A 25,487-nucleotide genomic window follows, 5' to 3' on the forward strand; every position below is an offset into this window, starting at 1 on the left:
TATGTATATTCTGGTAACAGGAGTAGCAGGGTTCATTGGAGCGAACTTTGTTTACAATTATCTGAAAAACCACCCAGATCATACAATTATTGGATTAGATGCCCTGACATATGCAGGTAACCTGGAAAATTTTGAAGAACTACCATCAGAGGCAAAGTCACGCTTTGTCTTTGTGAGAGGAGACATTATGAACCCTTCAGATGTTTCTTCAATTTTTTCAACGTGGAATATTCAGGGAGTGATAAACTTCGCTGCAGAATCACATGTTGACCGCTCAATTCATGATCCATCGATATTTATAAAAACAAACATTCTCGGCACACATATCCTTCTTGAGGCATCGCACAAAGCCTGGTATTCTAATGGAAAGTGGAAAGAGGGTGTAAAATTCCTTCAGGTTTCAACAGATGAAGTCTATGGAAGCCTTGGCCCGGATGGCGTATTTTCCGAGAATACCCCTCTTGATCCCCATAGTCCGTATTCAGCAAGCAAAGCCGGATCTGATCTCATAGTAAAGGCGTACCACGACACCTTTGGAATGCCAACCGTAATAACCAGATGCTCAAATAACTACGGTCCGTACCAATTCCCTGAAAAACTTATCCCTCTTGTTATAACTCGTGCCCTTGCTCATGAAGCCATTCCAGTATATGGCGACGGCAAACAGATCCGTGACTGGCTCTATGTAAACGACCATTGCCATGCGATTGATCTCGTTTTTCATAAAGGGAAGATTGGAGAAGCGTACAATGTTGGAGGATCAAATGAACAGGAAAATATTGCGATTGTAAAGATGATCCTAAAAGTATTACAGGAAATAACAGGAGAACCTGCGATTCATGAAGGATTAATAACTCACGTACCTGATCGCCTGGGACATGATAGAAGATATGCAATCGATGCATCAAAAATAAAGACAGATTTGGGATGGAAACCAAATACCAGGTTTGAAGACGGAATCCGAGAGACTATCACATGGTACCTTCACCATCAGAATTGGTTGGAGAGGATTGTATCAGGGGAGTATAAAGAGTTTTACAAACTAAATTATGAATCCAGATGATTTCGGTTCATTTTAATAGAACACCAATATTCTTTGAAAAAACACGTTAACTAGAATAAAACCTTATTGATCTGGTGGTTCACTGCATCCTGAATATGAGTCGAAAAACTGCCTATATCAAATTCTGACGCCCGTTCAAGACAAGCTGACCGGTATGATTCGGGATCTCTGGATATTTCTTTAACTCCCTCAACTAAATCTGACACATATGGAGGAACTAGTACTCCTGTTGCGGCAGTCACTGTTTCACGATATCCACCCTGGTTTACTGCAACCACAGGTTTTCCACTCGCCATTGATTCTATAGGAGTTAAACCAAAATCCTCATGATACGCTGTAGTAATATGACCCTTGCAATGAGCATAAAGTGAAAGTACTTCCTCTTCTTCAATTTCACCTAAATACGTGACATTACTTGGGAGGTCACTCAATATTTTTCTAGCATAATGCGATGTCTGATCACCTTTGGAATACCCACCAACAATAACCAAATTTTCCTTTGACAGTGAACGAAACGCCTCAATTTGGAGTTCAAGCCTTTTTTCAGGATATATTCGATTAACAGATAACCAGAAATCACCATATTCACTACATGAGTATTTCTTTGTATCAACAGGGGGGTAAATTACAGAGCTCGTTCGATTTAGGTATGAAGCAACTCTTTCTGCAACAGTGTGAGAAATTGAGATTATTGAGTCAACAGATTTTACAGCCCTTATATTCCATCGACAGTGAGCAGCAACCCATGAGGCAAAAAAAGGTTTTTGACTAAAACTCATCCCATGTAAATATTTATGATAATTGTCGTAAAAAGCTCGGACAGGTGTATAGCAATACCACAGATTTGGATGATGTAGGGTAGCCGCATGGATACTCCAGTTACCAGTGAAAACAAAAAAATCATAATCATCCAGATAATTAATTTTTGAAAAAAGAACAGATGCAGAGATTTGCTTTAATGGACTTTTTCTTATTGTTTTACCAATAGACAAGACAGGAACTTTAGGGTTGAGAATCGATAGTGCCTCTGTATCTGTTGTTATAATATCCGCATGAAGTATTTGTGCAAGATTGAGAACTGTAATTTCGCCACCGCCTATTGCTCCAAAATAGTCATGAAATATCCCAATTTTCATGCAACACTCTCTCTAAAATAAAAACGTATCATATTAGATTACTACGAACAAATATCACTTTTATTAACATTTAGTCTATCTTAAGATTTTTGGAAAATCTACCGGTTTTTTGCTCTATTCTAGTCATCACCTTAAAAAAGGGAAACAAAAATAAGTTGAATGGAATGGTTACAGAATAATAATATCTCTAACAAGACAACGCAATTAATCCTTCTTCCACCACCGGTCTGGAAGCTCCCACCTGATGATCGAATCACTTTTTCCAATCGGATCAAGCCCAAAAGCACGCATGTCAGCATCAACCATGATCTTCATCAATTCAGGAAATTTAATCATGGTTTCCACCCAAGATTCTGCTCTTATTTGCGTGAATCAGCCTGAAGCGCTTCAACTTCAGTTGGTCGGAAATACTTTTGATCAATGCGGACATGCTCCTCTGCCTCAAGTCCGATATACACAAACGCAGCATTCACAAATTCCTGCACACTGTGGATCTCCCCTGTCCCAATCACATAATTATCATGTTTTTCCGGTTGCAAAATACGCCACATACATTCTACATACTCAGGAGAAAAACCCCAATCTCGTTTGGCATTAAGATTTCCAAGGGAAAGATACTTTTCTTTCCCAGCTAGAATTGCCGCAATCCCCTGGGTGATTTTTCTTGGGAAAAATTTCTCCCCGCCATGGTGATTCATGATTAAAAAGAATCCCTTACATGAAACATACCATGTCCGTCGTGGTAATTCCCAGCCATCCAGTATGAATACACTTTAGCACAAGCCATATCGACTCCTCATTCTGGGGAGGAGCAATATGCCCGAACATCTCACATGAGGATGCCTGATAGAATCTGACATCCGGATTACTCCGCCGTATAGCCTCCAGCAGACGAGTTGTGCCAAGATCGGTCACATTTCCAGTGCACTCCGATATCTCAAAACTCACACGGATATGGCTTTGGGCAACCAGATGATAGATCTCATCGGGTTTGATATTATAGAGAATATGGGAGATCATTTCAGAGTCTGAAAAATCCCCATAATGAAAGAATAATCATTTCTCTGGGTCGTGCTCATCAATATAAAAATAATCAATACGACCGGCGAACGAGCACATGGACAACATATCCCTTTGATAACAGCAGCTCTACCAGATATGACCATCCTGTCCGGTGATGTCGATAATGAACGCAATTTTTCTATCTATTCTCGAATACACATCAACACTGAGAAACCAAAAACCTTTCATTCTTAAAACGGTGATTTTTCCATAATCTCACCATCAACTCATATAATTGTGGAGACAATTTCTTGAATCTCCCTACAAAACCGCTCAATTCCACCGAACTCTTTCGCCCTCTGGATACATGCATTTTTATATTTGGTCGGATCCTTCCCGACGACCTGAACTGCTACAATAATGGCTTGTACTGTTGGCTCAATGAGTAGGCCGGTCTCTCCATGAATAATAGTCTCCTTAAATCCACCTTCATAAACTGCAATCACAGGTTTACCTGAGGCCATAGCCTCCAACGGTGTTATTCCAAAGTCCTCATCTATTGCTGTGCAGATCAATCCCCGGCATGTGCCATATAAATCGGTAAGTGTTTCTGATGGTACAGATCCAAGTATCTTCACATTCCTCGGGAGGTTCTCCACAATTCTTGTTGAATAGCGTATTGCATGATCACCGCTTCCTGCCCCACCGACTATTACGAGTGACTCCCTAGGAAGCTGACGAAACGCCTCTATCTGAAGTTCTATACGTTTTTCAGGGTACAACCGGTTTACTGATAGCCAGAATTTCCCAGATTCCTTAAATGAAAACCGGTCCAAATCAACAGGAGGATAAACAACCCGTGCCTCACGGCCATAATAACGGCGGATCCTGGATGCAGTGTTGTGAGAATTAGTTATTATCTCATTAACTTCTGCAATCGCATTCTGGTCAATAATACGTTGATGTTTTACCCATACACGATAAAAAGGTCTGAAAAAAAAAGGCAACCGTTGCTCAAAGAGTTCAGCAAGATCATAGAGAGCACGTACAGGAGTGTGACAGTACCATATGTTAGGATGATGCAATTTAGATGCACGCGGGGCCCAATTCCCACTAAATATAAAAAAGTCATATGACCTGGTCAAATCTGCATTGGAAAAACGCCATGCAGCAGACATCTGTTTCAAAACCGGAAAGGGAATAATCTTTCCAATCGAATGAATAGAGATCCCAAGACTTTTAGGTAACGCTGTTTCTTTACACTCTGTTGTGATCAAATCAGCTGAGAGACAGTATGCCATCATAGTTGCAACCTGCTCACCTCCACCAATTGAGCTAAAATAATCATGGAATACAGCACATCGCATGGTTTCTTACATATAGGTAGAGCAGGGTAATACTTGATCCGAAACCCTACTACGCATCCAAAGGGGAGATGGATCCCAGAAATGCTTGCTAAAATGGAATGACGAGATTGGTCGATCTCCATCCAGGGTAGGTATGAATACGTCTCATCAGGATATTGTTATTTTACCACCATATAAAAACGATTTTTTTACCTTTTTCCTTAAATAAATGCCATTTCACCCCCTGATATTAATCGACTAAATATTATGATCAGATGGGGGTTATTTAGCAAAAATAACCATAAATAGAGATAATTAATAGAGAGATAACCCAGACTATAAAAATCGGTAATTTGTAGAGCAATCAGAAACGCATTTAATATTCATCCAATTCATTGGAATCCAGAACGGATGAAAAAATGGTGAGTCGTACGCATACAGAGATAGACGAATTAATAATTTGGACCTGACGCAGGCAAGTGTTCGTATAAGTTAATCCTATTTTACGGGATCAAATCACACCCATCCCTGTCACACCGGAGGAGCATCATACTCACCAGTATTGCAGTGAAAACCATCTGAAGACCGAGAATTATACTACAGAGAATTATCAGGGCACTCATAACCTGGGATAATTCCCCAAAGGAACGGTGAATCCAGTCATACAGTATTCCTATTCCATTAGCAAGTCCTAAAACGATTAGAATGCCCCCTCCAAATAAAAGATACTCAAGGGTCCTGTACCGGAGCATTGGTCTGAACCATTTTCCACAGACATCAAAGCCGTTAGTCACAGCATATGCCTTTAGAGTTATACCCATCATTGCCAGTTGAAATCCACCAGTCAAGAAAACTACACCCAGAATAAACGAATGAAAGCCTGACCCATGAGAACTCAGGAGTACAAAACCCATCATTACAAGACCGAAGATGGCAAAGAGTCCCCCCGGAACAGCGAGAAACGGGAGTGGTTTCTCAAGCATAATAAACCTGACATGTCGCCAACCATCAGCAAAACTGTGGAGGTTGGATGGGCTTTCCCTGGGATAATATGTGATAGGAATTTCAGCAACTTTCAGATTCTTTTTTGCTGCTTCTATCATCATTTCTGATGCAAATTCCATTCCGCCAGTATGTAGAGATAGCTGCTTAAGAACATCTTTCCTAATAGCACGAAACCCGCTGTGACAGTCTGAAAACCTGGTTCCGAAGGCGAAATTTAAAAGCCGCGTAAGTAAGGGATTGCCCAGGTACTGATGAAGAGCAGGCATCGCACCTGGTAAAATTGTACCAGTCATCCGGGACCCAATGACCATGTCCGCATCTCCCTGCCTGATTGGTCGCACTAAGTCAGAAATAATACGAAAATCATAGGTATTATCAGCATCACCAATGACTACGATGTCACCTGTTGCATGTGCAAATCCGGCCAGGTAGGCATTCCCATATCCTCGTTTTAGTGGGTAAATAACCCGGGCTCCCATCTCTGAAGCGATGACTGGAGTCTGGTCTGTTGAAGAGTCCGCAACAATGATCTCATAAGAGATACCAGCAGATTCACAGCCCTCATTTATTTTTTTGATACAGGCCCCAATTGTTTTTTCTTCGTTTAACGCAGGGATAATGATCGATAGAACCGGACTCATTGGCTGGATTACTCCTAAAAATAATATCCCCCACAATGGCAGGATACTCAAAGACCAGAATCCTGATCTCTGATATTACTATACTTCTCTCTTCCGATGCTATTAGTTATTCTGAACTGTCCATTCGAGGTTACATGCATTCTATCCTGAAACTTATTTCCCCCAATCAGTATCATAATTCACTGGAATAACATGGACCTCACCAGGATAAAACAGAATAATACTGTCATCATTTTAGCAATTATTATTATATTTGCTCTTTTCGGCCTGTGGCTCCGTCTCCTTCCTATGGAGCAACTCACCAGCGGTCCGGTACCAAAACTCATCTTCATGGATCCCTGGTATAACATGCGACTGATCGAAGTTATCACTTCAAATTTTCCTTCGTACCCCTGGTTTGATCCCATGAACGGGTTCCCGGTTGGAAAAGACAATGACTGGGGCCCCCTTTACCCGATGTTTTCAGCTGCTATCGCTATGCTCCTCGGAGCGGGAACCCGCAATGAGATCATGACAGTGGTATCATGGATACCACCAGCACTCTCTCTGGTTATGATACCGATTCTTTACATGATCGGAAAGACCGTGGCAGATCGCAAAACAGGGCTAATCGCGGCATGTCTCATATCAGTGATCGCTGGAGAATATTTGTACCGATCATTTTACGGGTACCTCGATCACCATTTCATGGAAGTACTCTTCTCAACCGCTTTTATCTTGTGCTATGTATTGATCATACGAGAGGCTGAACACGAGAAGTCAGGCAGGCAATCTCACAATCTTATCCTTTACTCAGTGCTTGCGGGTCTCATGTATTACCTTGGGATCATGAATATCCCGACGATGGTCCTTTTTGTCGGAATCATAGGGGGATTCTGTGCAGTCCATGCACTTTTGACAAGAGACAAACAGTCACTCAAATCGCTGACAATCGCTCATGTAATACTATTTGGGGTCTTCATCATCCTCTTTGCCCTCACCGGGATCCACAACGAAGGGATGAGTTTAGCCCAGTATACGCCAACACACCTTCTCCTAGCTCTCGCACTCATCATCGAACCAATCTTCCTGACCGTATCAATCCATGTAACTCATAATAAACCGGCGCCGTATCTCTGGGGAGTCGTTATTGGAACTCCAACAATAGTATTCGCAATCGCCTCGGTCATAGTACCATCTATTGTTCAGACGATATCCACGGGATTCTCTTACTTTTTCTTCTTCTCCTACAAAGACACCTATATTAATGAGATGCAGATGTGGGACCTTACCCGGGCCTACCACTCCTTCAATATCGCCCTGCTTTTCATGGTCATTGGCCTCATTCTGACTGCATATCAGACATACAAGAAATATGATGCCATCAAACTCTGCATACTCATCTGGGCCTTCGTCATCCTGATATCAACAATTCTTCATCTCAGATATGAGTACTACGCAGCAGTAATCGTGGTCCTCTTCACATCGATTGCCCTGGCATTTACCTGGGATCTTCTCATATCCAGGCAAACCGTCGAACCAAAGAGCATAGGAAAAGGGAAGAAGACACTGGGTAATAGTCTGGTTCAGAAGAACCTGCCCTTGATTGTTGTTGGCCTTATCATCCTGATTATTACAGCCCTTTCAGCCCAGATCACCTGGGAAGTGGGAACAAAACAAATCCAGATGATTGGGATGAACGATGACTGGGCTGGTGCCCTGACCTGGCTTGAGAAGAACTCACCGGATACAGAAATTGATTACCTGAAAATATATAACAAAGACGGGTTTTCCTATCCGAACAACTCGTATGGAGTGTTATCATGGTGGGATTATGGACATTGGATTACCTACCTTGCCAAGCGCATTCCCATCACAACCCCGTTCCAGAATAATGTCCCCCCTGTCGCACAATTCCTGGTTTCAACAGATGAAAAATCAGCAGATTCTCTTGCGGAAAAGATGGGGGCGAAGTATGTGATCATCGACTATGAGATGATCAACAGCAAGTACCCATCGCTGCCACTCTGGGCGCATGGACAGAATGAGAGAGACAAATATCAGAAGTACTACTATCAGCAATCAAAAAACAACCCGAACCAGTACGATCCAGTTCTTACCTTAAAGCCAGAGTTCTTCACGTCCATGGTATCGCGTCTTTACATCTTTGATGGTACAGAGACAAACAGCACGGGGGGCAGTCTTGTCCAGTATGGAGAGATGCAGACCGGCAGCCAGAAAGTTCCTGCTATCTCTAAAATAACAACCCTCACTCCGGAACAAGCTATAAAAGCAGCTTCAGAACCACTTAATCCAGGTACTGATCTCGTCTCAATCCAGTATACACACCCGATAACCACAATCCCTGCCCTCACTCATTATCGCCTGATTTATGAATCTCCAACAGTTACGGCATCAGATGAACTCGCGGAAATGCACAGTGTGAAAATATTTGAGAGGGTTTCAGGATACCAGATCAATGGAACCGGGACAATAGAACTCCCGGTTGTCACCAACCAGGGACGCATATTTACATACCGGCAGGAGAGTGCCAACGGTACATTCACCGTACCCTACTCAACCGACAGGGAGACAACAGGAGTTCATGCAACCGGACCATACAAGAATCTCCAGACCGGGGAAATTTTTGAGGTTTCAGAAAAACAGATCTCTTAAAAAACTTTTTTGGGTACTAAACCCGCTTAAAATCATCTTCTGTCCGCTCAATGTCATCCTCTTCAAGGTACTCTCCTATCTGAACCTCAATAACCTCAAGAGGGATCTTTCCCGAGTTTGAAAGCCGATGCATCACACCGGCAGGAACATAGGTAGACTCACCAGGCCGAAGAAACTGGTGAGTTCCATCAAGCTGCACATCGGCAGTTCCATGAACTACCACCCAGTGCTCAGAACGGTGATGATGACGTTGTAGTGAGAGCCGTTTTCCAGGGTTGACATTCAGACGTTTGATCTTATATCCCACCGTCTCCTCCAGTTGCGTATAAGATCCCCAAGGTCTGAATACTGTCCGGTGAAACTCGGTAATAGGATTACCCTGCTTTTTCAGCCTTTTTACAAGGTCCCCAACCCGTTCGGCCATATCCCGTTTGCAGACCAGAAGGGCATCTTCAGTATCTACAACGATGGTATCTTCAATTCCAATAAGGGCTGTAACCCGATCACCGGTGCTGATGAAATTCCCTGATGAATCAATCCCCTGATAGGAGCCCACATTCGCATGTTCATCCTTTTGAGAAACATCGTACCATGCTGCAAATGTGCCAAGATCTGTCCAATCAGCAGTGAGGGGGACCGTGACCACCCGGGAAGAATGTTCAAGAAGGCCATAATCAATGGAAATAGAGGGAAGATCCTGATACACCAGATCAGGTGACTCAAATGCTGCGGATATTTCTGGTTGATACTGGTTCAACTCTTTCTGAAAAACACCGACAGAGAAGAGAAACATTCCGCTGTTCCAGAGATATCCATTACAGACATAGGTCTCGGCGGTTTCCTTGTCTGGTTTCTCCTTGAACTGTTTGACCCGGAACCCCGGACCTATCTTATCCCCTGGAGCAATATATCCATATCCTGTGTGAGGGGTAGTTGGGCATATTCCAAACGTAACAAGGTTGTCTTTTCCGAGATCTATTGCAGCACGTATTTCATCAATCGCCTTATTATCAAGTTTGTGATCACTTGGGAACACTACAACCGTTGCATCAGGAGATTCTTTTTGGATTTCCTGTACTGACCAGGCTATAGCAGGGAGGGTATTGCGTCCTTCAATTTCGCGGAGCAGATGTTCATCAGCAATTGTAAACCCAAGTTCTGTAACCTGATCTCTTACCAGGTACTGGTGAATCTCATTGGTGACGATGAGAATATGTTCAGGATCTGATAGGCGTAATGCTCGCAGGTATGTTTCCTGGAAAAGAGAGTGACCCTGAACCTGGAGAAACTGTTTCGGGTACTGGGTTCTGGAGAGGGGCCAGAGCCTGGTTCCAACACCTCCGGCAAGGATGACTGAAAAGACGGCACTCATCTCTGACATATCTGTCACGTACAATCATCAACTCTTCTCCCTTATACTCAAATCCTCACACACTGAAGTGATAGATACAGGTGTAACGATGGATTATCATATCGGGATTATGGCAGGGTTACTCATAATTATCGGAGTCCTAATATCCGGATGTGCCTCAACAGAAAAAGCACAGCCTCCTGAGTCTATACCAGGTCCATCCATAATTGATCTTGAAGACATTGCCGCAACCAACAGCGGAATTGTACTTACAGATGCTATTGGCAGAGAAGTTACGGTGCCCAGAAACATCACTCACATCCTGTGTTCAGGACCCGGTTGCATGCGATACCTTTCATATCTCCGGGAAACCGAAAAAGCAGTAGCAGCAGATCAGGTAGAGCGGGATACCGTATCACCGGCTCCTCTTCCATACCTTGTTGCAAATCCGCAGATCAGAACCCTTCCTGCAGCCGGAAAAGTAACGGACGCGATTGAACCATCACGAGTTACCGGATTGAACTCTCGTCCGGATCTAATCATTCTGATGGGAGACAATCCACAGATTTCTGCAGATGAACTGCAGAGGCGGACAGGAATTCCAGTAATAGTACTTCAGGATGGTGATCTTTCATACCGCAGAAACGCGATGAATTATTCACTCCGTATCATGGGCCTCGTTCTGGGGAAGACAGAGCGGGCAGAAGAAGTGATCAGATTCTTCGATAAGGTCACAGAAAATCTTCAGGCAAGAACCTCAACGATCTCTGATTTTCAACAGAAAAAATCATATCTTGGGGGATATTCAACTCCAAATCCTGAAGGGTTGTTCTCGACTACTTCCATCTATATGCCCCTGCGTTTGATACCGGCACACAATATGGCAGAGGAGTATGGAAACCAGAACAGTCTTTCAGGAGCCTTTAGTATTCCCAAAGAGGCTCTCATCAGGATGGCACCAGATGCCATATTCCTTGACATGACCACGTGGTCACTGAAGGAGAGTGCAGTCGCTGATATAGAGAAGAGCGAGTCGATTAACGGACTCCCGGCTGTACGGCAGGATGAGGTATACGGCCTCCTGCCAACTGCTTTGTATGGTGAAGATCATGAATCAGATCTGATCAATGCGTATGTTATCGGCAAGGCACTTTACCCTGAGAAATTCACCGATGTGGATCCGAAAGTGATGGCAGATTACATCTACGCGTTTCTCTATGGTGAGCCGATCTTTGAGGAACTCAATAAAAATTATGGGGGAATGGCATTGTCACGAATTCCCCTTTTCACCTGAACTCTTTTCACCCGACTATTTTTACACAGTTCAGAGTAAACCCTGCCGACTTATCTACCTGAAATATCCAGCAAGATAAGATACAAGTTGATGAAACAAAAATTGAAAAAAGTGGGCTCGCTGAGATTCGAACTCAGGATCTCCGCCATGTCAAGGCGACGTCATAACCAGCTAGACCACGAGCCCCCGGTTGTGCCTTACAATGTAGGGGGGACGACTATATAAAAATTATTGTTTCAGAGTTATTGTATTCACACATTAGATCCGTGCAAATTTTGCAGAATATATCCCAGGCATGCCACGAATGGCTTCCATAACACCCTCAGAAACATCACTGTCCACGTTCAGGACCATGATCGCCTCTTCTCCTTCTTTGAATCGTCCGACCTGCATTCCAGCAATATTAATCTGGCTCTCACCGAGGATCGTTGAAGCACGTCCGATAACTCCAGGCTTGTCCAGGTGACGCGAGATGATGACCGCGCCTTCAGGGATCATGTCCATTGTGTAACCACCGATGGAGACGATCCTACTTCCACCCTGATACAGAATAGAACCTGCAATACTGAGATCTCCGGTATCAGTCACCACCTTCATGGTAAGGAAGTTCTTGTATCCAGCAGACTCGGCAGTCTGGGTCTCTGAAACAGCAATACCACGGTCCTGTGCAACAACTGCCGCATTGACCATGTTCACCGGGAACCGGAGAATAGGATCAAGCAGGCCCTTGATCGCCATGTGGGTGATCAGTTTTGATGATTGTCCAATCGATCCAAGTTCTCCGCCATAGACCATCTCAAGTTTCTGGATTCTTCCTTCAGCGATCTGGACAAGGAGACGACCCATCTTCTCGGCAAGGATTGCAAACGGCTGAATGGAATCCTGAAGGTCTGCCGGGATGATTGGTGCATTCACGACATACTTTGCACTGCCACCATTCAGGACTTCCAGGCATTGCTTGGCAACAGATATCGAGACATTCTTCTGTGCCTCAACCGTGCTTGCACCGAGATGTGGGGTTGTTATGATTCCCGGGATGCCAAGGAGCGGGGAGTCCTTTGGCGGTTCTGACTCAAAGACATCGATCGCAGCACCGGCAACCTTCCCTGATTTTACTGCATCTGCAAGTGCCTGCTCATCGATGATACCTCCACGCGCGCAGTTGACGATCCTGACCCCGTCTCTCATTGTCTTGATGGTCTGTGAGTTCACAATATGACGGGTCTCTTTGATTAAGGGGGTGTGAACTGTTATGATGTCAGCCTGCTTGAAAAGATCTTCAAGGCTCATCGACTGAATACCCATCGCTGCGGCCTTTTCCGCAGTGATGAATGGATCATATCCGATAATTTTCATATCAAAGGAAGAGGCACGCTTTGCAATCTCTCTTCCAATCCTGCCAAGACCAACAATACCAAGGGTCTTCTCGTTCAGTTCAACACCCATAAACTTGGAACGCTTCCACTCCCCTGCCTGCATTGAGGCATTTGCCTGCGGTATATTACGGCAGAGAGAGAGTATCATTGCCATGGTATGTTCGGTTGCAGCCAGAGTATTTCCTTCAGGTGCATTTGCAACGATGATTCCGCGTTTTGTTGCGGCACTCATATCAATATTGTCGACTCCGGCACCGGCCCGTCCAACGAACCGCAGCTTTTTGCCTGCCTCAATGACCCTCGCGGTCACCTGCGTACCTGAGCGGACCAGAAGAGCATCGTAGTTCTCTATAGTTGCTACCAGTTCATCCTCAGACAAACCGATCTGCACATCAACCATCACCTGCTCTCTGAGAATCTCTATACCCTCTTCCGCAAGATCGTCACTGACAAGAACGTTAAATTTCACAGTACTCATTAGTAGGTCGCCTGATGATGACTTGATGGTTGTCATCTGAAAGCAGTTTCAGGATTAAAAAAAAGCGGGATATGTAAGAGACAAAAAAAGGTCAGTGGTGAAAGAGGTTAGTCTGAAAATCACGGTCAACGATCGTGACACACCGGTTATCACATACCTCATTTGAGATCTCAACCGGGTAACAACCAGTGAGACAGCCCAGGCAGAGATCTTCCTGTGGGATCCCAACTGCATCCACAAGTGCGGAAACTGAAAGATAATGCAGTGAAGTCGCAGTGATACTCCTGCGTACCTCCTCAACATCCTTGTCACTCCCGATTAGTTCAGTCCTGGTGGGCATATCAACACCAAGGTAGCATGGTGCTTTGATTATCGGCGAACCGATCCGCATATGGATCTCCCGTGCTCCCGCATCCCGCATCGTCTCGATGATCCGACGTGAGGTGGTGCCACGCACAATAGAATCATCGACCAGAACCACCGAGCGATCGTTCAGGTGATCAGGGATCGGATTAAGTTTAATCCTGACAGCCTGCTCACGCTTCTTCTGGGTAGGCATAATGAATGTCCTGCCCATGTACCTGTTTTTTATCAGGCACTCTTTGAACGGGATCCCTGAATGCTCAGAAAAACCCACTGCATAGGCGGTTCCAGAGTCTGGGACCGGGCAGACGACGTCGGCCTTCACAGGTTCGTCGTCAGAGATCTGGGCACCGATCTTCCTGCGCACATCATACACAAGTGAACCGTCGAGACGGGAGTCAGCTCTGGCAAAGTAGATGTACTCAAAGACACAGTGCCCCCGGTGCCGGGCCTCGGCGATCTGCTTAGACCTGACACCATCCTGACTGATATGAATCATCTCACCAGGGTACACATCGCGCTCTAGTGTTCCGGCAAGTGCATCAATGGCAACACTCTCTGAACAGATGACATACGAATCACCGGCCTTGCCAAAGCAGAGTGGACGAATACCATGAGGATCGCGAAACGCATACAGATCCCCGTCATACATCAGCACAACCGAGTATGAGCCTTTCAGACACTCCATGCACTTGCGAACTGCGTCCTCTATTGTGCCGCCCTTCCTGATCTCTTCTGTTATGATCTTTGAGATGATCTCAGTATCAGAGGTAGACCAGAATATCTGCCCCTTATCCTCGAATTTTGTCCGAAGATCACGGTAGTTGACCAGGTTGCCATTGTGGGCTATTGCAATCACATGCCCGCGGAAACTGAAAAGAAACGGCTGGATATTCTCAGGCCGGTTCTCTCCGGTTGTCGGATACCGGACATGGCCAATACCTACTGAACCAGAGAGTGAACTTAGTGTCGTTTCTGAAAAGACTTCTGATACAAGACCATTGCCTTTGAACTTACAGAGTCCGCTTCCGTTAAAGGTGGCAATCCCGGCACTTTCCTGACCGCGATGCTGAAGCGCATACAGCGCATAATAAAGAGAAAAGGAGACGTCGGCACAATTACTGATGCCAACGATACCGCACATGATTAATGAGTTGCTACTTTTGGACGCTTGTTAATCCAGCGGTATCCGCGAAGTCTCGGGCTTCGTCCAAATCCACATGATGAACAGATCTTGTGCCTCTTGTGGTAGGACATCTTTCCACACCGCCGGCAGGTGATGTGGGTCTGCGTCTGACGCTTTCCGCGTGATGGTGTACCTTTTGACATAGACTCGTTACCTCTTATTGAACTGACGGGGAGATGTAGATGACATTATCGCCGCGGATAATCAGGGTGCCGATACTTGCAGGCTGCCCGTTTATCTCTTCCTCAGCCTTATCAAGGACGAGGTTCATGTGGACATCATATCCCTGTAGGACGCCCCGGATTTCACGTCCGCCTTTCAGAGATACCAGTACCGGTTGCCGGTTGAGGACCTGATCTAAAATATCCATAGGTCTTTTGGTCATATTACTACCCTGTGTAACTCGAGATGAGTGAATAGATTGAGAGTGGACGATACTTAAACATTATCCGAGTCCACCCTCCAGGTTTTGTGCCCGTTATCTACAGACATATATGGGTTTGATCATCAAAATGATACCTGATATATGGGGAAAATAATTGCAAAACGGCGCCATCCGATCAGGAAGTCACAGGTTGCTGAGCTCATCGGATCCCTGAAGGAGGAGATTGGAGCATCTGCTGAACTTTTTACCGCGAAGACCATCGAAGTGCTTGAGACCGGAACGCAGCTCCACATTTATCTCGTGGATAAAGAACCGTTGCTTCTTGAGAAAGATGGTATTCTCTTTCCAAGTCTCAAGGGCGCACTTGCAAGACCCTTTCCTGAACGCCGCATCGTAGTTGACATGGGTGCGGTTTCGTTTGTCATAAACGGTGCAGATATCATGCGCCCGGGAATCAAATCGGTAAACCCTGATGTGAAAGCAGGAAGACCGGTTCAGATCGTTGATGAGCGGCACGGAAAACCACTTGCCCTCGGAATTGCCCTCTTCGATGCCGAAGAACTCATGGCACAGGAGAAAGGGAAGGTTATCAAAACGTTCCATCATGTCGGGGATGAGATCTGGACTGTTGAACTCTGATACTGGAAATTAAACCGAAAATACCACGGAAACCAGCATCTTTAATATTGAGCACACAAAAAGGTTTTGTTATGGGACTTCGTGACCTTATCTTCAGGCCAAAAGATAACAGTGATCCTGACCAGTATAAAGAACTCCCCTTAAAAGATTACGAGGGCGAGAATCCTGCACTGCTCGTAAAGGTGGCGACCGTCACAAGCCTGCGGGAGAGCCAGATCGTCAAGGATCAGATCTATGATGGCGACATCGTGATTGTTGATATCAACCGGCTCAAGATGGACAAGATCAACTATGAGCGGGTAATGAAGGACTTTTACCAGGTCGCGCGTGACGTTGACGGAGATATCGTCGGGCTCGGGGATCAGCAGTACGTGATCATCACGCCCCGCAATGTCAAGATATCACGCGACCGGATCGGTGGCGGTGCCTGAGTGCGACAGGAGGTCAGGGGAACCTGCCCGGCCTGTGGTGAAGAGGTCGAATATCTCTATGAGACAGAAAATATACCCTATTTCTCCGAGATCCTGATCATCACGTGCTCCTGTCCGCTCTGCGGGTACAGGTTCTCCGATGTCCAGTCTCTGACTTCCCAGGAGCCGGTACGGATAGAGTTCCCCGTAACATCAGAGGATGATCTGATGGTCCGGGTTGTTAGAAGTACACAGGGAGAGATCCTGGTGCCCGAACTTGGTGTCGAGATCTCACCAGGCCCTGCCTGTCAGGGGTTTGTCTCCAATGTAGAGGGGATCCTCATGCGGATCGACAAGGTCCTTGATAGTGCGCTCATTGATGGCGATGATGAACAGCGCAGAAATGCAATGGATCTCAAGGAGAAGATCACGCAGGTCAGAAGCGGAACATTTCCGATAACCCTGATCATTATTGACCCGATGGGTAACTCCCTGATCGATTCAGATCGCGCGAAAAAAGAGTCCTATGAGATCTGTACCGATTCACTCTGAATAAGAGTTATCGGATCTCTTTTCCTTTCAGAAATACACCAGGTTCCCGGGTAACCGTACCAACAATTTTTGCATCAGGGAAGACTGAACTGACCGCGGCCACACCTGATTCTGGTACGATGCAGACATATCCCATTCCCATGTTAAAGGTCCGGTACATCTCGCAGTCAGAGATCTTTCCCTTCTCCTGGATCCAGCGGTAGATCTCCTGGGGCTCCAGCGGTGTGTCGATCGAGAACCCGTACCCGGAGAGACGGGTAAGATTGAGAAGGCCACCACCGGTGATGTGGCACATACCGTGAACCTCGGCCATGGTAGTGAGTTTCAGTACCTCTGCATAGATCCGGGTGGGAGTCAGAAGGACCTCTCCGATTGTCCTGCCATCACTGAGTTTTTCATCATAGGATCCATGCTCAGTCACCATCCTCCTGGCAAGGGTCAGACCGTTACTGTGGATGCCTGACGAAGGAATCCCAACGATAAAATCTCCCGGAGCTACCTTATCACCGCTTATCACCTTGTCTTTCTCCTGGATTCCAAGGCAGGCACCGGCGAGGTCAAGCCCCTGCACAAGCCCCTTCAGGGTGGCGGTCTCACCACCGATGATCGAGATATTGGACTGGCGGGCACCCTCGTTCAGGCCGATTCCAATCTGCTTCATCTGCTCAAGAGAGAGAGCATTTGTCGCAACGTAATCGACGAACGCGACCGGCTCCAGGTTCATGACATAGAGGTCGTTGACATTCATGGCGATACAGTCTATCCCGACGGTAGACCAGTCTTTCAGCTCATCGGCGATGAGCATCTTGGTGCCGACCCCGTCAACTGCAAGTGCAAGAACATGGGAACCAAAATTGACAAAACCTGCAAAGTGACCGATGTCTGAAGCCATCTGGTACTCGCCCTTTCGTCTGAAGGTCAACTGGGAGACCAGAGCCTTTACAGCCTGTGCCTCAAGGTCAATATCTACCCCGGCTTCCCGGTATGCATCCTTATTGTTGTCTGTCATCAGCACTCCTCACACTTGTTTGATAGTTCAAACTCATCATGGAGGACCATCACTGCCCGGGGGCCGTCCTCCTGTTTCACCACAAACGAGATGTTCACTTCAGATGAGCCCTGCGAGATCATCATGGCATTGATCCCGGCCTTTCCAAGAGCCGAGAACGTCCGTCCTGCAGTACCTGCCATACCCGCCATTCCTGATCCGACAACGGCAACTGCACAGACATCCTCATTTGCAGTGATCTCCCTGAAGACACACCGCTCTTTTAGCGGCTGCAGAGCGTCCATCGCGGTCTTGACCTGCCTCTCCTCGATGATCAGCGAGATATTAGCTTCAGAAGAGCCCTGCGAGATCATCATAACATTGATCTGATTCTCGGCAAGGATTGAGAAGATATGTTTGGCTACACCTGGTCTTCCGATCATCTGGGCACCGGTGATGGTGATCGCAGCCACCTTGTCAATGAAGGTGATCGCCTTGACCACCCGCGTCTCACGACGCTCACCCTTCTCGATGCAGGTGCCCGTGCAGGTGGGATTGAAGGTGTTCTTCACCCATACCGGGATATTCTTCTGCATTGCCGGTTCGATCGAGCGCGAGTGCATAACCTTGGCGCCAAAGTAGGAGAGTTCCATCACCTCGATGTACGAGATCCGTGGAATAACACGCGCATCTTTGACCAGTCTCGGATCGGTGGTCATAATTCCATCCACATCGGTCCAGATCCAGATCTCATCCACCATGAGCGCTGCTCCGAGAATTGCGGCTGTGTAGTCTGACCCACTCCGCCCAAGTGTGGTTACAACCCCCAACTCTGTGCAGCCCATAAATCCCATAACCACCGGGACCGAACTGCCGATTAGAGGCTCAAGCCGGGAACGTATCCGTGTTTCTCCCGCTGGCAGCGCTATAGCATCACCGTGATTCCCGGTGGTCAGGATACCAGCCTCACAACCGTCCAGAGCCAGCGAAGAGATCCCCCGTTGCCTTAGTGCTGCACTGATCACCGGTGCATTCAGCCGTTCACCAAATGAGATCACATAGTCTCGTGATCGGGAGGTGAGTTCCCGCAGATGAAAGACCGCATGGAGGAAATCACGGAGACTGTCAATTCTCCTGATGATGATCTCGCTCGTTTCAGAATAGTAATCAGGAGCAACCGCCTGAAGAGTGGTCAGATGAGTAGTAGTAAGATATTCGACAAGGGCACTCACTGCTGAGGTATCCCGGGAGCTGACCATCTGCTCAGCAGTCTCAATAATCCGGTCAGTCACACCGCGCTGTGCCGAGACCACAACCACCATCTGATCCCCTTTTGCCAGGTGGCTGGTGATGATATCCATGGTCTTACCAACGGCATCAGCATTCTGGACAGAAGTCCCCCCAAATTTCATTATGAGTTTCATTCAGCCGCAACTCTCATACTAAGTACTTTTTATCTCATTTTAGGATGCACCCTACTAATAAGATGAAGGTCAGGGAGATCATCAGTTCCCATGTTCTGGTTATAGGAAGTGGTGGCGCCGGAGTCCGGGCTGCCATCGAGGCATCGGCACACGGCGAGTGTGTGCTGGTCTCAAAGACTATTGCAGGAAAAGGCGGATGCACCATCATGGCGGAGGGTGGCTACAACGCGGTACTGAACTGCGATGACAAGACTGATGATCACTTCACTGACACCATGAAAGGAGGGGCCTTTCTCAATAACCCCGAGCTGGTCAGGACACTCGTTACTGAGTCTCCTGACCGGATCAGAGATCTCATCTCATGGGGGGCGGTCTTTGATGTTACCGGAGAATGCTCCATAGCACAACGACCCTTCGGAGGACAATGTTTCCCAAGAACCTGCTTTGCTGGTGACCGGACCGGCCATGAGATGATGATCACCCTGATGGATCGCCTTGCCTCAACACACGTGAGGATCTGCCATGAAGTGACGATCATCTCTCTACTCTGCGAGAACGGGCGGGTGATCGGTGCGGCAGGCCTTGACAGGAACGGTGAACTCATCACATTTCTTGCAGATGCGGTGGTTCTTGCAACAGGCGGGGGGACCAGGACGTATGATATCTCCACCAACTCGACCAGCGGGACCGGTGACGGGTACGCAATGGGGTACCGGGCGGGTGCAGAACTTATCGACATGGAACAGGTCCAGTTCCATCCGACCGGTGCAGTATATCCCTGGGACGCAAGGGGTCGCCTGGTGACTGAAGCAGTCAGGGGAGAGGGAGGGGTTCTTAAGAACGCGCTCGGCGAGCGGTTCATGACCAGGTATGATCCCCAGAGGATGGAACTCTCAACACGTGATGTGGTCGCACGGGCTGCAGCCACCGAGATTCGTGAGGGGCGCGGAACACCACATGGCGGTGTCTGGCTTGACATCTCACACCGATCCCCTGAAGAGATCGAGACCAGGCTCCCAACAATGCTTGAACAGTTCCTGATGTTCGGTGTTGACATACGGAAAGAGCCGATGGAAGTCGCACCCACTGCACATCATATCATGGGAGGGTTGCGTATCGACGTAGAATGCAGAACCTCGGTGCCGGGTCTGTTCGCATGTGGAGAGGTCGCAGGTGGCGTCCATGGCGCAAACCGGCTCGGTGGTAACGCCCTCGCAGAGACACAGGTCTTCGGCAGAAGAGCGGGAAGTTCTGCAGGAAAAGAACAGACTCGCGAGAAGCATATGAGTGATTCTGCAATTCAGCCGGTGATCAGAACACTTATGGAATTCTCTTATGGAGATACTCCTGCTCACGAGGTACGATCACGACTCCAGGAAGCGATGTGGAACGGGGCTGGAATATTCAGAAACAAGGATGCACTGCAGCAGACATTGAGCGAGATAGACTCGCTTGATTGTGTCAGGATGAAGGCCACGATTCCTAGTGAATATGCAGAATGCTCAATAGTAAAAAATATGTTGACAACCGCCCGTCTGATCGTGCTTTCAGCCCTTGCCAGAGAGGAGTCACGGGGTGCTCATGTCAGGACTGATATCTCACAGAACTGGGATAATGCAACCTCACCGTTTGGTCACACCCATATCAGCCAGCAGGGAATTTCGATAGAGCACAGGGAGGCAGCATGATCCAACTGACTGTCAGGATTTCACGGTTTGATCCAGTACGTGATCAGAATACGCACATTGAACAATACACCGTGGATGTGAACGAGGGAGCACGTATCCTCAATGCTCTGCAGGCTGTTAAGATCCTGGATCCGACACTCACGTTCAGATCCAGTTGTCGTGCAGGCCAGTGTGGGAGTTGTGCAGTGAGAGTCAACGGTGAGCCTGCGCTTGCATGCATGACTGAAGCAACAGACGGGATGCTCATCGAACCTCTGGACCTTCCGGTGATCAAGGATCTCACTGTTGAACTGGTTCAGGGCATCAACAACATTCCACGTATCCGCCCGTGCGACTGCCACGAGATTCCTGATTTGGCGCAGATCGCAAAAATAAAACCACTCAGAGACTGTATCGAATGTCTCTCATGTGTTTCAGTCTGCCCGGCGATGAATGTGACAGAGTTCATAGGCCCAACCTCGATGCGTGCAGAGATGCGCATCGCTCTTGATCCCCGTGAAACAGGGAACAGGATCAGGGATGCAATCACCCTGGGTCTTTTCACCTGTACCAGTTGTCAGAGATGCCGGGTTGTCTGTCCGAAAAAGATCGAGATTCCGGGGAAGGCGATTGAAAAACTCCGTGAGATCGCAAACCGCGAAGGGCTGACCCTTCCAAGGCATCAGGCAGTTGCAGACCTCGTAAAACGAACAGGGCGAAGTGTCGAGACATCTGATAAAACGTTTCTTGACCAGGTCCCTGATATCATCGAACCCTTTGGTGAGGTGAAAGGTGAGGTCGGGTTCTTTGTCGGTTGCATGTTCAACGGGAGACTCCCGGAACGTGCGCTTGACCTGCTTGAGGTCATGAAGCGTGTCGGGATCAGGGTCATTATTCCAAAGGACCAGATCTGCTGCGGTTCACCTCTCATCAGAACAGGCCAGACCTCCTTTCTCGATGAGATCAAAGAGAAGAATATCCAGGCATTCACAAGCCGGGGGATCACAACGGTGATGACGATGTGCGCCGGGTGTGGATCAACCCTCAAGCACGACTATGAAACCCCGTTCACGGTAAAAGATGTCACAGAAATCCTGACAGGAATGGAGATCCCGGACCCGTCACGCCTCGATGAGAAGGTCACATATCACGATCCCTGCCACCTGATGAACGGCCAGGGGATCAGTGAGCAGCCCCGGGAACTGATCAGGAGAGTTGCAGGAACATTTGTGGAGATGCCATCACAGTGCTGTGGATCAGGCGGGGGAGTCAGATCAGGAATCCCTGAAGAGGCTGCAGCACTTGGAGAACTACGTCGAAGTGTTATAGAGGCGACCGGTGCTGATTCAGTCATCACGATCTGCCCGTTCTGCGAGTACCACATTCAGGAACACACAGACAAACCGGTTAAGAACCTGATGACCCTCCTCCTTGAAGGATACAGAAAAAAAGAGGGTCAGTAACTTCGAGATGAGCCGGCGAACTCCTGCTGATGTGGATACATACCTCCGGTCTTTTATCCTTGAAGATGATTCATCCGGTCAGCGGACGCTTCAAGAGGGGACTACCCTTCCTGATACCATTACAGTATCAGGGAACCACATAGTCAGGTACACAAACGAGTTCTGGACTGCGCGGCAACGACAGGCAGCAAAGATCCATGAGATCTCATACCGTGCCTGCTTTAAGCCCCAGCTTCCCAGGTTTTTTATCACACTCCTGACCGAGCCAGGAGACCTCGTATACGACCCGTTTGCAGGAAGGGGAACGACACCACTTGAGGCGGGCCTCCTTGGCAGGAGGGTTGTTGCAAATGACATCAATCCTCTCTCGCGAATTCTTACTGTTCCACGGTTTTTTATTCCTGATCCAGGAGAGGTAAAGGCACGGCTTCTTGCAATCCCGTACACATCAGGACTCAGGGCTGAACGCGATCTCTCCATGTTCTACCACCCGGAGACTGAGGCGGAGATCCTTTCGCTCAGGAGGTATCTTCTTGAACGTGAGAAGACAGAAAGCCTTGACCACCTCGATCAGTGGATCAGGATGGTTGCAACCAACAGACTGACCGGACATTCACCAGGTTTTTTTTCAGTGTATACTCTCCCGCCAAACCAGGCGGTCTCACCTGACCGGCAGGTACGGATCAATGAGACGCGTGGGCAACAGCCCCCATATCGGAGTACCAGAGATATAATTCTGAAAAAATCCCGGAGTCTTATAAAAGATCTGACCAGACAGGAGAGCAAAAACCTCCATGAGGCAGGTGACACTATTCAGTTCATCACCGGTGATGCACGGAAGACACCTGCGATTGAGGATAACTCAGTCAGCCTCACGGTCACGTCGCCACCATTTCTGGATATTGTCCAGTACTCTGCTGACAACTGGCTCAGGTGTTGGTTCAACGGCATTGATGAAGAGGAGATAGGCTCCCGTATAACCAAACTCCCCCGGGTGAGTGACTGGACAGACGTAATGCAGGAGGTTTTTTATGAACTCTTCAGGATCACACGGCCTGGCGGATGGGTAGCCTTTGAGGTTGGGGAAGTGAGGAACCGTACGGTCATGCTTGATGAGGTGATTGTGCCGGTCGGGCTGAATGCAGGTTTTACCTGCAGGGGGATCGTGGTGAACAGTCAGGAGTTTACCAAAACTGCAAACATCTGGGGTGTGTCAAATATGGAAATCGGAACCAACACCAACCGGATTGTATTGTTTCAAAAAGAGGATTGACCGTTCCGGAACCCGGGACTGTCAGTTCGTCTGCCCTCCGGTTTTACTGTTTCATCATCAGGTAGTCAAATGTTGCTAGAGCAGCCTTTGCTCCCTCACCGGCAGCGATGATGATCTGTTTGCCAAGAACAGCAGTGACGTCGCCGGCAGCAAAAATGCCAGGTGCATTTGTCCGACAGTTGATATCGATCTCGATCTCTTTCAGATAATTGAGTTTAAGCAGCCCTTCCAGGAAACTGGTGTTTGGAACCCAGCCTATCTCGGTGAAGAGACCATCAACCTGCAACTCCTCACTCTTCCCGGATAGTCGTTCCTTGATCCCTATGCCATTTAAGCGATCTGTTCCTTTAAGTTCAGTGACTTCGCAGCCAAGATGAATGATGATGTTTGAATGGCTCTTTATCTTCTCTTCGTAGATCGGATCAGCCCTGATCTTACTCCTCACAATAAGGTGCACAGTTGTGGCAATGTTACTCATCTCAATAGCGGTCTGCAAGGCTGAATTCCCACCACCAACAATTGCAACAACCCGCTCCTTGAAGAGGGGGCCGTCGCATGTGGCACAAACAGAAATACCCCTGCCGGTAAACTCCTCCTCGCGATCTAGTCCTAACCGTCGCGGCCGCTTCCCCTGTGCAAGGATGATACTTTTTCCTTTGAATTCCTGACCTGATGTGGTCTTTACCTGGTACCCGCCTGATACAGGCAGAAGGGTAGTAATCTGATCAAGTTCGATCCTGATATCGGTCTGCCTCACCTGCTCTTCAAACTTTGACATCAGTTCATCACCGGTGACCATCCGGTAACCCATGTAATTCTCAATATTCCAGCTCTCAAGAGCCTGCCCGCCGATGTCTTCAGAGATGACGATCGTCTTCAGATTCTTACGTGCACAATACAGGGCCGCGGTCATTCCTGCCGGACCTGCACCAGCGATGATGACGTCATAGACCGAAGATGTCTCACCGCTTCCAAACAGTTCAGAGAGCCGGTTCGAGTCAAACCCAACGATAACCTCGTCATCGACAGTTATCACCGGCACCCCGTACTGGCCTGACTTCTCAACCATCTCTTTTGCTGCCTTGCGATCGACACCAACGTCAATACTCCGGTATTCAACCCCGTAGCGGTCAAGAAAGGCCTTTGCAAGACGGCAGTACGGGCAGTTCTGCGTTGAATAGACGGTCACCTGTGCCATACAGGCAGATATGCAGTAGGAAGATATGAAGATGCGGGAAAAAGGGGGTTACCGTTATGATCGTCGCGCAAACAGTACCAGGGCAAGAAGACCTGCAGCAATAGGAGCACCGATCATGGGTGCTGCCTTTGTGGGTTCTGCTTTAGGAAGATCAGGAGTATTGGTCTGCTGAGAAGGGGTCACCGATGCATCAATGCTTCCTGATACACCAGGTGCAAAAGTCAGATCCAGACGCTGGGATTCGCCTGCATAGAGCTTGACCTTTTGCGCTGCCTCCATGCCCTGAGCACTGAAGGTGATATACTGACCAATCTGCTTCTCATCACCATTTACCACGAGACGCTTGTCAAAGGTGCCTGAACCTCCATACACTCCGGCCTCGCCAACAGTGATGTTCCCAACTTCGGTTTCGCCAATCTTTGCTGAAATGACAGTTCCTGCAGGGATAGGGGCACCATTGATCGTGGCGTTGCCATAGAACTCATACGGCAGTGGGGGGATTGCAGACACACTGCTGATTATGAAGAACAGTGAGACTAGAATTATTCCGGCTTTCAGATACATGATATCAGCGTCCGAGTCTTTGCCAAAC

Annotated in this window: 23 protein-coding genes, 1 tRNA gene and 1 pseudogene; 9 read left to right on the top strand and 16 right to left on the bottom strand. The window is 47.6% G+C overall.

The features are described 5' to 3' along the window. Position 1: 1 nt before the first annotated feature. Positions 2 to 1,063 (top strand): dTDP-glucose 4,6-dehydratase, encoded by a 1,062-nt coding sequence (gene rfbB / locus ACHZA2_RS04115; protein WP_319578641.1) that lies wholly within the window; start codon positions 2 to 4, stop codon positions 1,061 to 1,063. A gap of 50 nt (positions 1,064 to 1,113) precedes the next feature. Here the strand turns inward: rfbB and ACHZA2_RS04120 are convergent, their stop codons facing one another. The 6 genes and pseudogenes from ACHZA2_RS04120 to ACHZA2_RS04145 all read right to left on the bottom strand — a co-directional run bounded on the left by ACHZA2_RS04120 (position 1,114) and on the right by ACHZA2_RS04145 (position 6,193). Beyond that, positions 1,114 to 2,199 (bottom strand): glycosyltransferase, encoded by a 1,086-nt coding sequence (locus ACHZA2_RS04120; protein WP_319578642.1) that lies wholly within the window; start codon positions 2,197 to 2,199, stop codon positions 1,114 to 1,116. Positions 2,200 to 2,403: 204 nt separating this feature from the next. Further along, positions 2,404 to 2,535: a hypothetical protein gene (locus ACHZA2_RS04125; protein WP_319578643.1), complete on the bottom strand. Its 132-nt coding sequence runs from the start codon at positions 2,533 to 2,535 to the stop codon at positions 2,404 to 2,406. 23 nt (positions 2,536 to 2,558) lie between these two features. Further along, positions 2,559 to 2,897 (bottom strand): GDP-mannose 4,6-dehydratase, encoded by a 339-nt coding sequence (locus tag ACHZA2_RS04130; RefSeq protein ID WP_319578644.1) that lies wholly within the window; start codon positions 2,895 to 2,897, stop codon positions 2,559 to 2,561. A 16-nt stretch (positions 2,898 to 2,913) separates the two neighbouring features. Continuing rightward, positions 2,914 to 3,240: pseudogene (locus ACHZA2_RS04135) on the bottom strand (GDP-mannose 4,6-dehydratase); the annotation flags it as partial. Positions 3,241 to 3,488: 248 nt separating this feature from the next. Further along, positions 3,489 to 4,568 (bottom strand): glycosyltransferase, encoded by a 1,080-nt coding sequence (locus ACHZA2_RS04140; protein ID WP_324292162.1) that lies wholly within the window; start codon positions 4,566 to 4,568, stop codon positions 3,489 to 3,491. Between the two features lie 482 nt (positions 4,569 to 5,050). Next, positions 5,051 to 6,193, bottom strand: a complete 1,143-nt coding sequence (locus ACHZA2_RS04145) for a glycosyltransferase family 2 protein (RefSeq protein WP_319578646.1) — start codon at positions 6,191 to 6,193, stop codon at positions 5,051 to 5,053. Positions 6,194 to 6,385: 192 nt separating this feature from the next. Here ACHZA2_RS04145 and ACHZA2_RS04150 point away from each other — a divergent pair, with 192 nt between their 5' ends. Then, the gene (locus ACHZA2_RS04150) at positions 6,386 to 8,848 is read left to right on the top strand and encodes an oligosaccharyl transferase, archaeosortase A system-associated (protein ID WP_319578647.1); all 2,463 of its coding nucleotides are present in this window, start codon (positions 6,386 to 6,388) and stop codon (positions 8,846 to 8,848) included. 16 nt (positions 8,849 to 8,864) lie between these two features. Here the strand turns inward: ACHZA2_RS04150 and ACHZA2_RS04155 are convergent, their stop codons facing one another. Further along, positions 8,865 to 10,229: a mannose-1-phosphate guanylyltransferase/mannose-6-phosphate isomerase gene (locus ACHZA2_RS04155; protein WP_319580938.1), complete on the bottom strand. Its 1,365-nt coding sequence runs from the start codon at positions 10,227 to 10,229 to the stop codon at positions 8,865 to 8,867. Positions 10,230 to 10,308: 79 nt separating this feature from the next. Here ACHZA2_RS04155 and ACHZA2_RS04160 point away from each other — a divergent pair, with 79 nt between their 5' ends. Then, entirely contained in the window at positions 10,309 to 11,493 is a 1,185-nt protein-coding gene (locus ACHZA2_RS04160; protein WP_319578648.1) for an ABC transporter substrate-binding protein, read from the top strand. A 112-nt stretch (positions 11,494 to 11,605) separates the two neighbouring features. On the opposite strand, the gene ACHZA2_RS04165 is transcribed toward ACHZA2_RS04160, so the two are convergent. From ACHZA2_RS04165 to ACHZA2_RS04185, 5 genes are all read right to left on the bottom strand, one after another. Further along, a tRNA-Val gene (locus ACHZA2_RS04165) sits at positions 11,606 to 11,679 on the bottom strand. Between the two features lie 72 nt (positions 11,680 to 11,751). After that, complete coding sequence (gene serA / locus ACHZA2_RS04170) at positions 11,752 to 13,338, bottom strand: phosphoglycerate dehydrogenase (protein ID WP_394698482.1); 1,587 nt, start codon at positions 13,336 to 13,338, stop codon at positions 11,752 to 11,754. Positions 13,339 to 13,438: 100 nt separating this feature from the next. Further along, entirely contained in the window at positions 13,439 to 14,854 is a 1,416-nt protein-coding gene (purF, locus tag ACHZA2_RS04175; protein WP_319578649.1) for an amidophosphoribosyltransferase, read from the bottom strand. Between the two features lie 2 nt (positions 14,855 to 14,856). Further along, positions 14,857 to 15,039, bottom strand: coding sequence for a 50S ribosomal protein L37e (locus ACHZA2_RS04180; protein ID WP_319539970.1), 183 nt, complete (start codon positions 15,037 to 15,039; stop codon positions 14,857 to 14,859). Positions 15,040 to 15,053: 14 nt separating this feature from the next. After that, entirely contained in the window at positions 15,054 to 15,281 is a 228-nt protein-coding gene (locus tag ACHZA2_RS04185; protein WP_109969872.1) for an LSM domain-containing protein, read from the bottom strand. A 141-nt stretch (positions 15,282 to 15,422) separates the two neighbouring features. On the opposite strand from ACHZA2_RS04185, the gene ACHZA2_RS04190 reads away from it, so the two are divergent. The 3 genes from ACHZA2_RS04190 (at position 15,423) to ACHZA2_RS04200 (ending at position 16,882) form a co-directional block, all read left to right on the top strand. Then, on the top strand, positions 15,423 to 15,920 hold the full coding sequence (locus tag ACHZA2_RS04190; RefSeq protein WP_319578650.1) for an RNA-binding protein: 498 nt from the start codon (positions 15,423 to 15,425) through the stop codon (positions 15,918 to 15,920). Between the two features lie 71 nt (positions 15,921 to 15,991). Then, entirely contained in the window at positions 15,992 to 16,351 is a 360-nt protein-coding gene (gene sepF / locus ACHZA2_RS04195; RefSeq protein ID WP_109969874.1) for a cell division protein SepF, read from the top strand. Further along, the gene (locus ACHZA2_RS04200; RefSeq protein WP_319578651.1) at positions 16,352 to 16,882 is read left to right on the top strand and encodes a ZPR1 zinc finger domain-containing protein; all 531 of its coding nucleotides are present in this window, start codon (positions 16,352 to 16,354) and stop codon (positions 16,880 to 16,882) included. Between the two features lie 7 nt (positions 16,883 to 16,889). On the opposite strand, the gene purM is transcribed toward ACHZA2_RS04200, so the two are convergent. Both purM and ACHZA2_RS04210 read right to left on the bottom strand, forming a co-directional pair. Next, positions 16,890 to 17,891 carry a phosphoribosylformylglycinamidine cyclo-ligase gene (gene purM, locus ACHZA2_RS04205; RefSeq protein ID WP_319578652.1) on the bottom strand — a complete coding sequence of 334 codons (1,002 nt, stop codon included), beginning with the start codon at positions 17,889 to 17,891 and terminating at the stop codon, positions 16,890 to 16,892. Further along, complete coding sequence (locus ACHZA2_RS04210) at positions 17,891 to 19,282, bottom strand: aspartate kinase (RefSeq protein WP_319539966.1); 1,392 nt, start codon at positions 19,280 to 19,282, stop codon at positions 17,891 to 17,893. The genes purM and ACHZA2_RS04210 overlap by 1 nt, the downstream gene beginning before the upstream one ends. Positions 19,283 to 19,356: 74 nt before the next feature. Here ACHZA2_RS04210 and tfrA point away from each other — a divergent pair, with 74 nt between their 5' ends. From tfrA to ACHZA2_RS04225, 3 genes are read left to right on the top strand one after another with little or no spacing between them, the layout of a single operon-like run. After that, on the top strand, positions 19,357 to 20,982 hold the full coding sequence (tfrA, locus tag ACHZA2_RS04215) for a fumarate reductase (CoM/CoB) subunit TfrA (RefSeq protein ID WP_319580940.1): 1,626 nt from the start codon (positions 19,357 to 19,359) through the stop codon (positions 20,980 to 20,982). Continuing rightward, the gene (gene tfrB / locus ACHZA2_RS04220; protein WP_319578653.1) at positions 20,979 to 22,424 is read left to right on the top strand and encodes a fumarate reductase (CoM/CoB) subunit TfrB; all 1,446 of its coding nucleotides are present in this window, start codon (positions 20,979 to 20,981) and stop codon (positions 22,422 to 22,424) included. The genes tfrA and tfrB overlap by 4 nt, the downstream gene beginning before the upstream one ends. 7 nt (positions 22,425 to 22,431) lie before the next feature. Next, the gene (locus ACHZA2_RS04225) at positions 22,432 to 23,697 is read left to right on the top strand and encodes a DNA methyltransferase (protein ID WP_319578654.1); all 1,266 of its coding nucleotides are present in this window, start codon (positions 22,432 to 22,434) and stop codon (positions 23,695 to 23,697) included. Between the two features lie 43 nt (positions 23,698 to 23,740). Here ACHZA2_RS04225 and ACHZA2_RS04230 read toward each other — a convergent pair whose 3' ends face one another. Next, the gene (locus ACHZA2_RS04230; RefSeq protein WP_319578655.1) at positions 23,741 to 24,895 is read right to left on the bottom strand and encodes an FAD-dependent oxidoreductase; all 1,155 of its coding nucleotides are present in this window, start codon (positions 24,893 to 24,895) and stop codon (positions 23,741 to 23,743) included. A 54-nt stretch (positions 24,896 to 24,949) separates the two neighbouring features. Next, the gene (locus ACHZA2_RS04235; RefSeq protein WP_319539962.1) at positions 24,950 to 25,459 is read right to left on the bottom strand and encodes a hypothetical protein; all 510 of its coding nucleotides are present in this window, start codon (positions 25,457 to 25,459) and stop codon (positions 24,950 to 24,952) included. Between the last annotated feature and the right edge of the window lie 28 nt (positions 25,460 to 25,487).

It is taken from the genome of uncultured Methanospirillum sp., from assembly GCF_963668415.2.
GTDB lineage: Archaea > Halobacteriota > Methanomicrobia > Methanomicrobiales > Methanospirillaceae > Methanospirillum.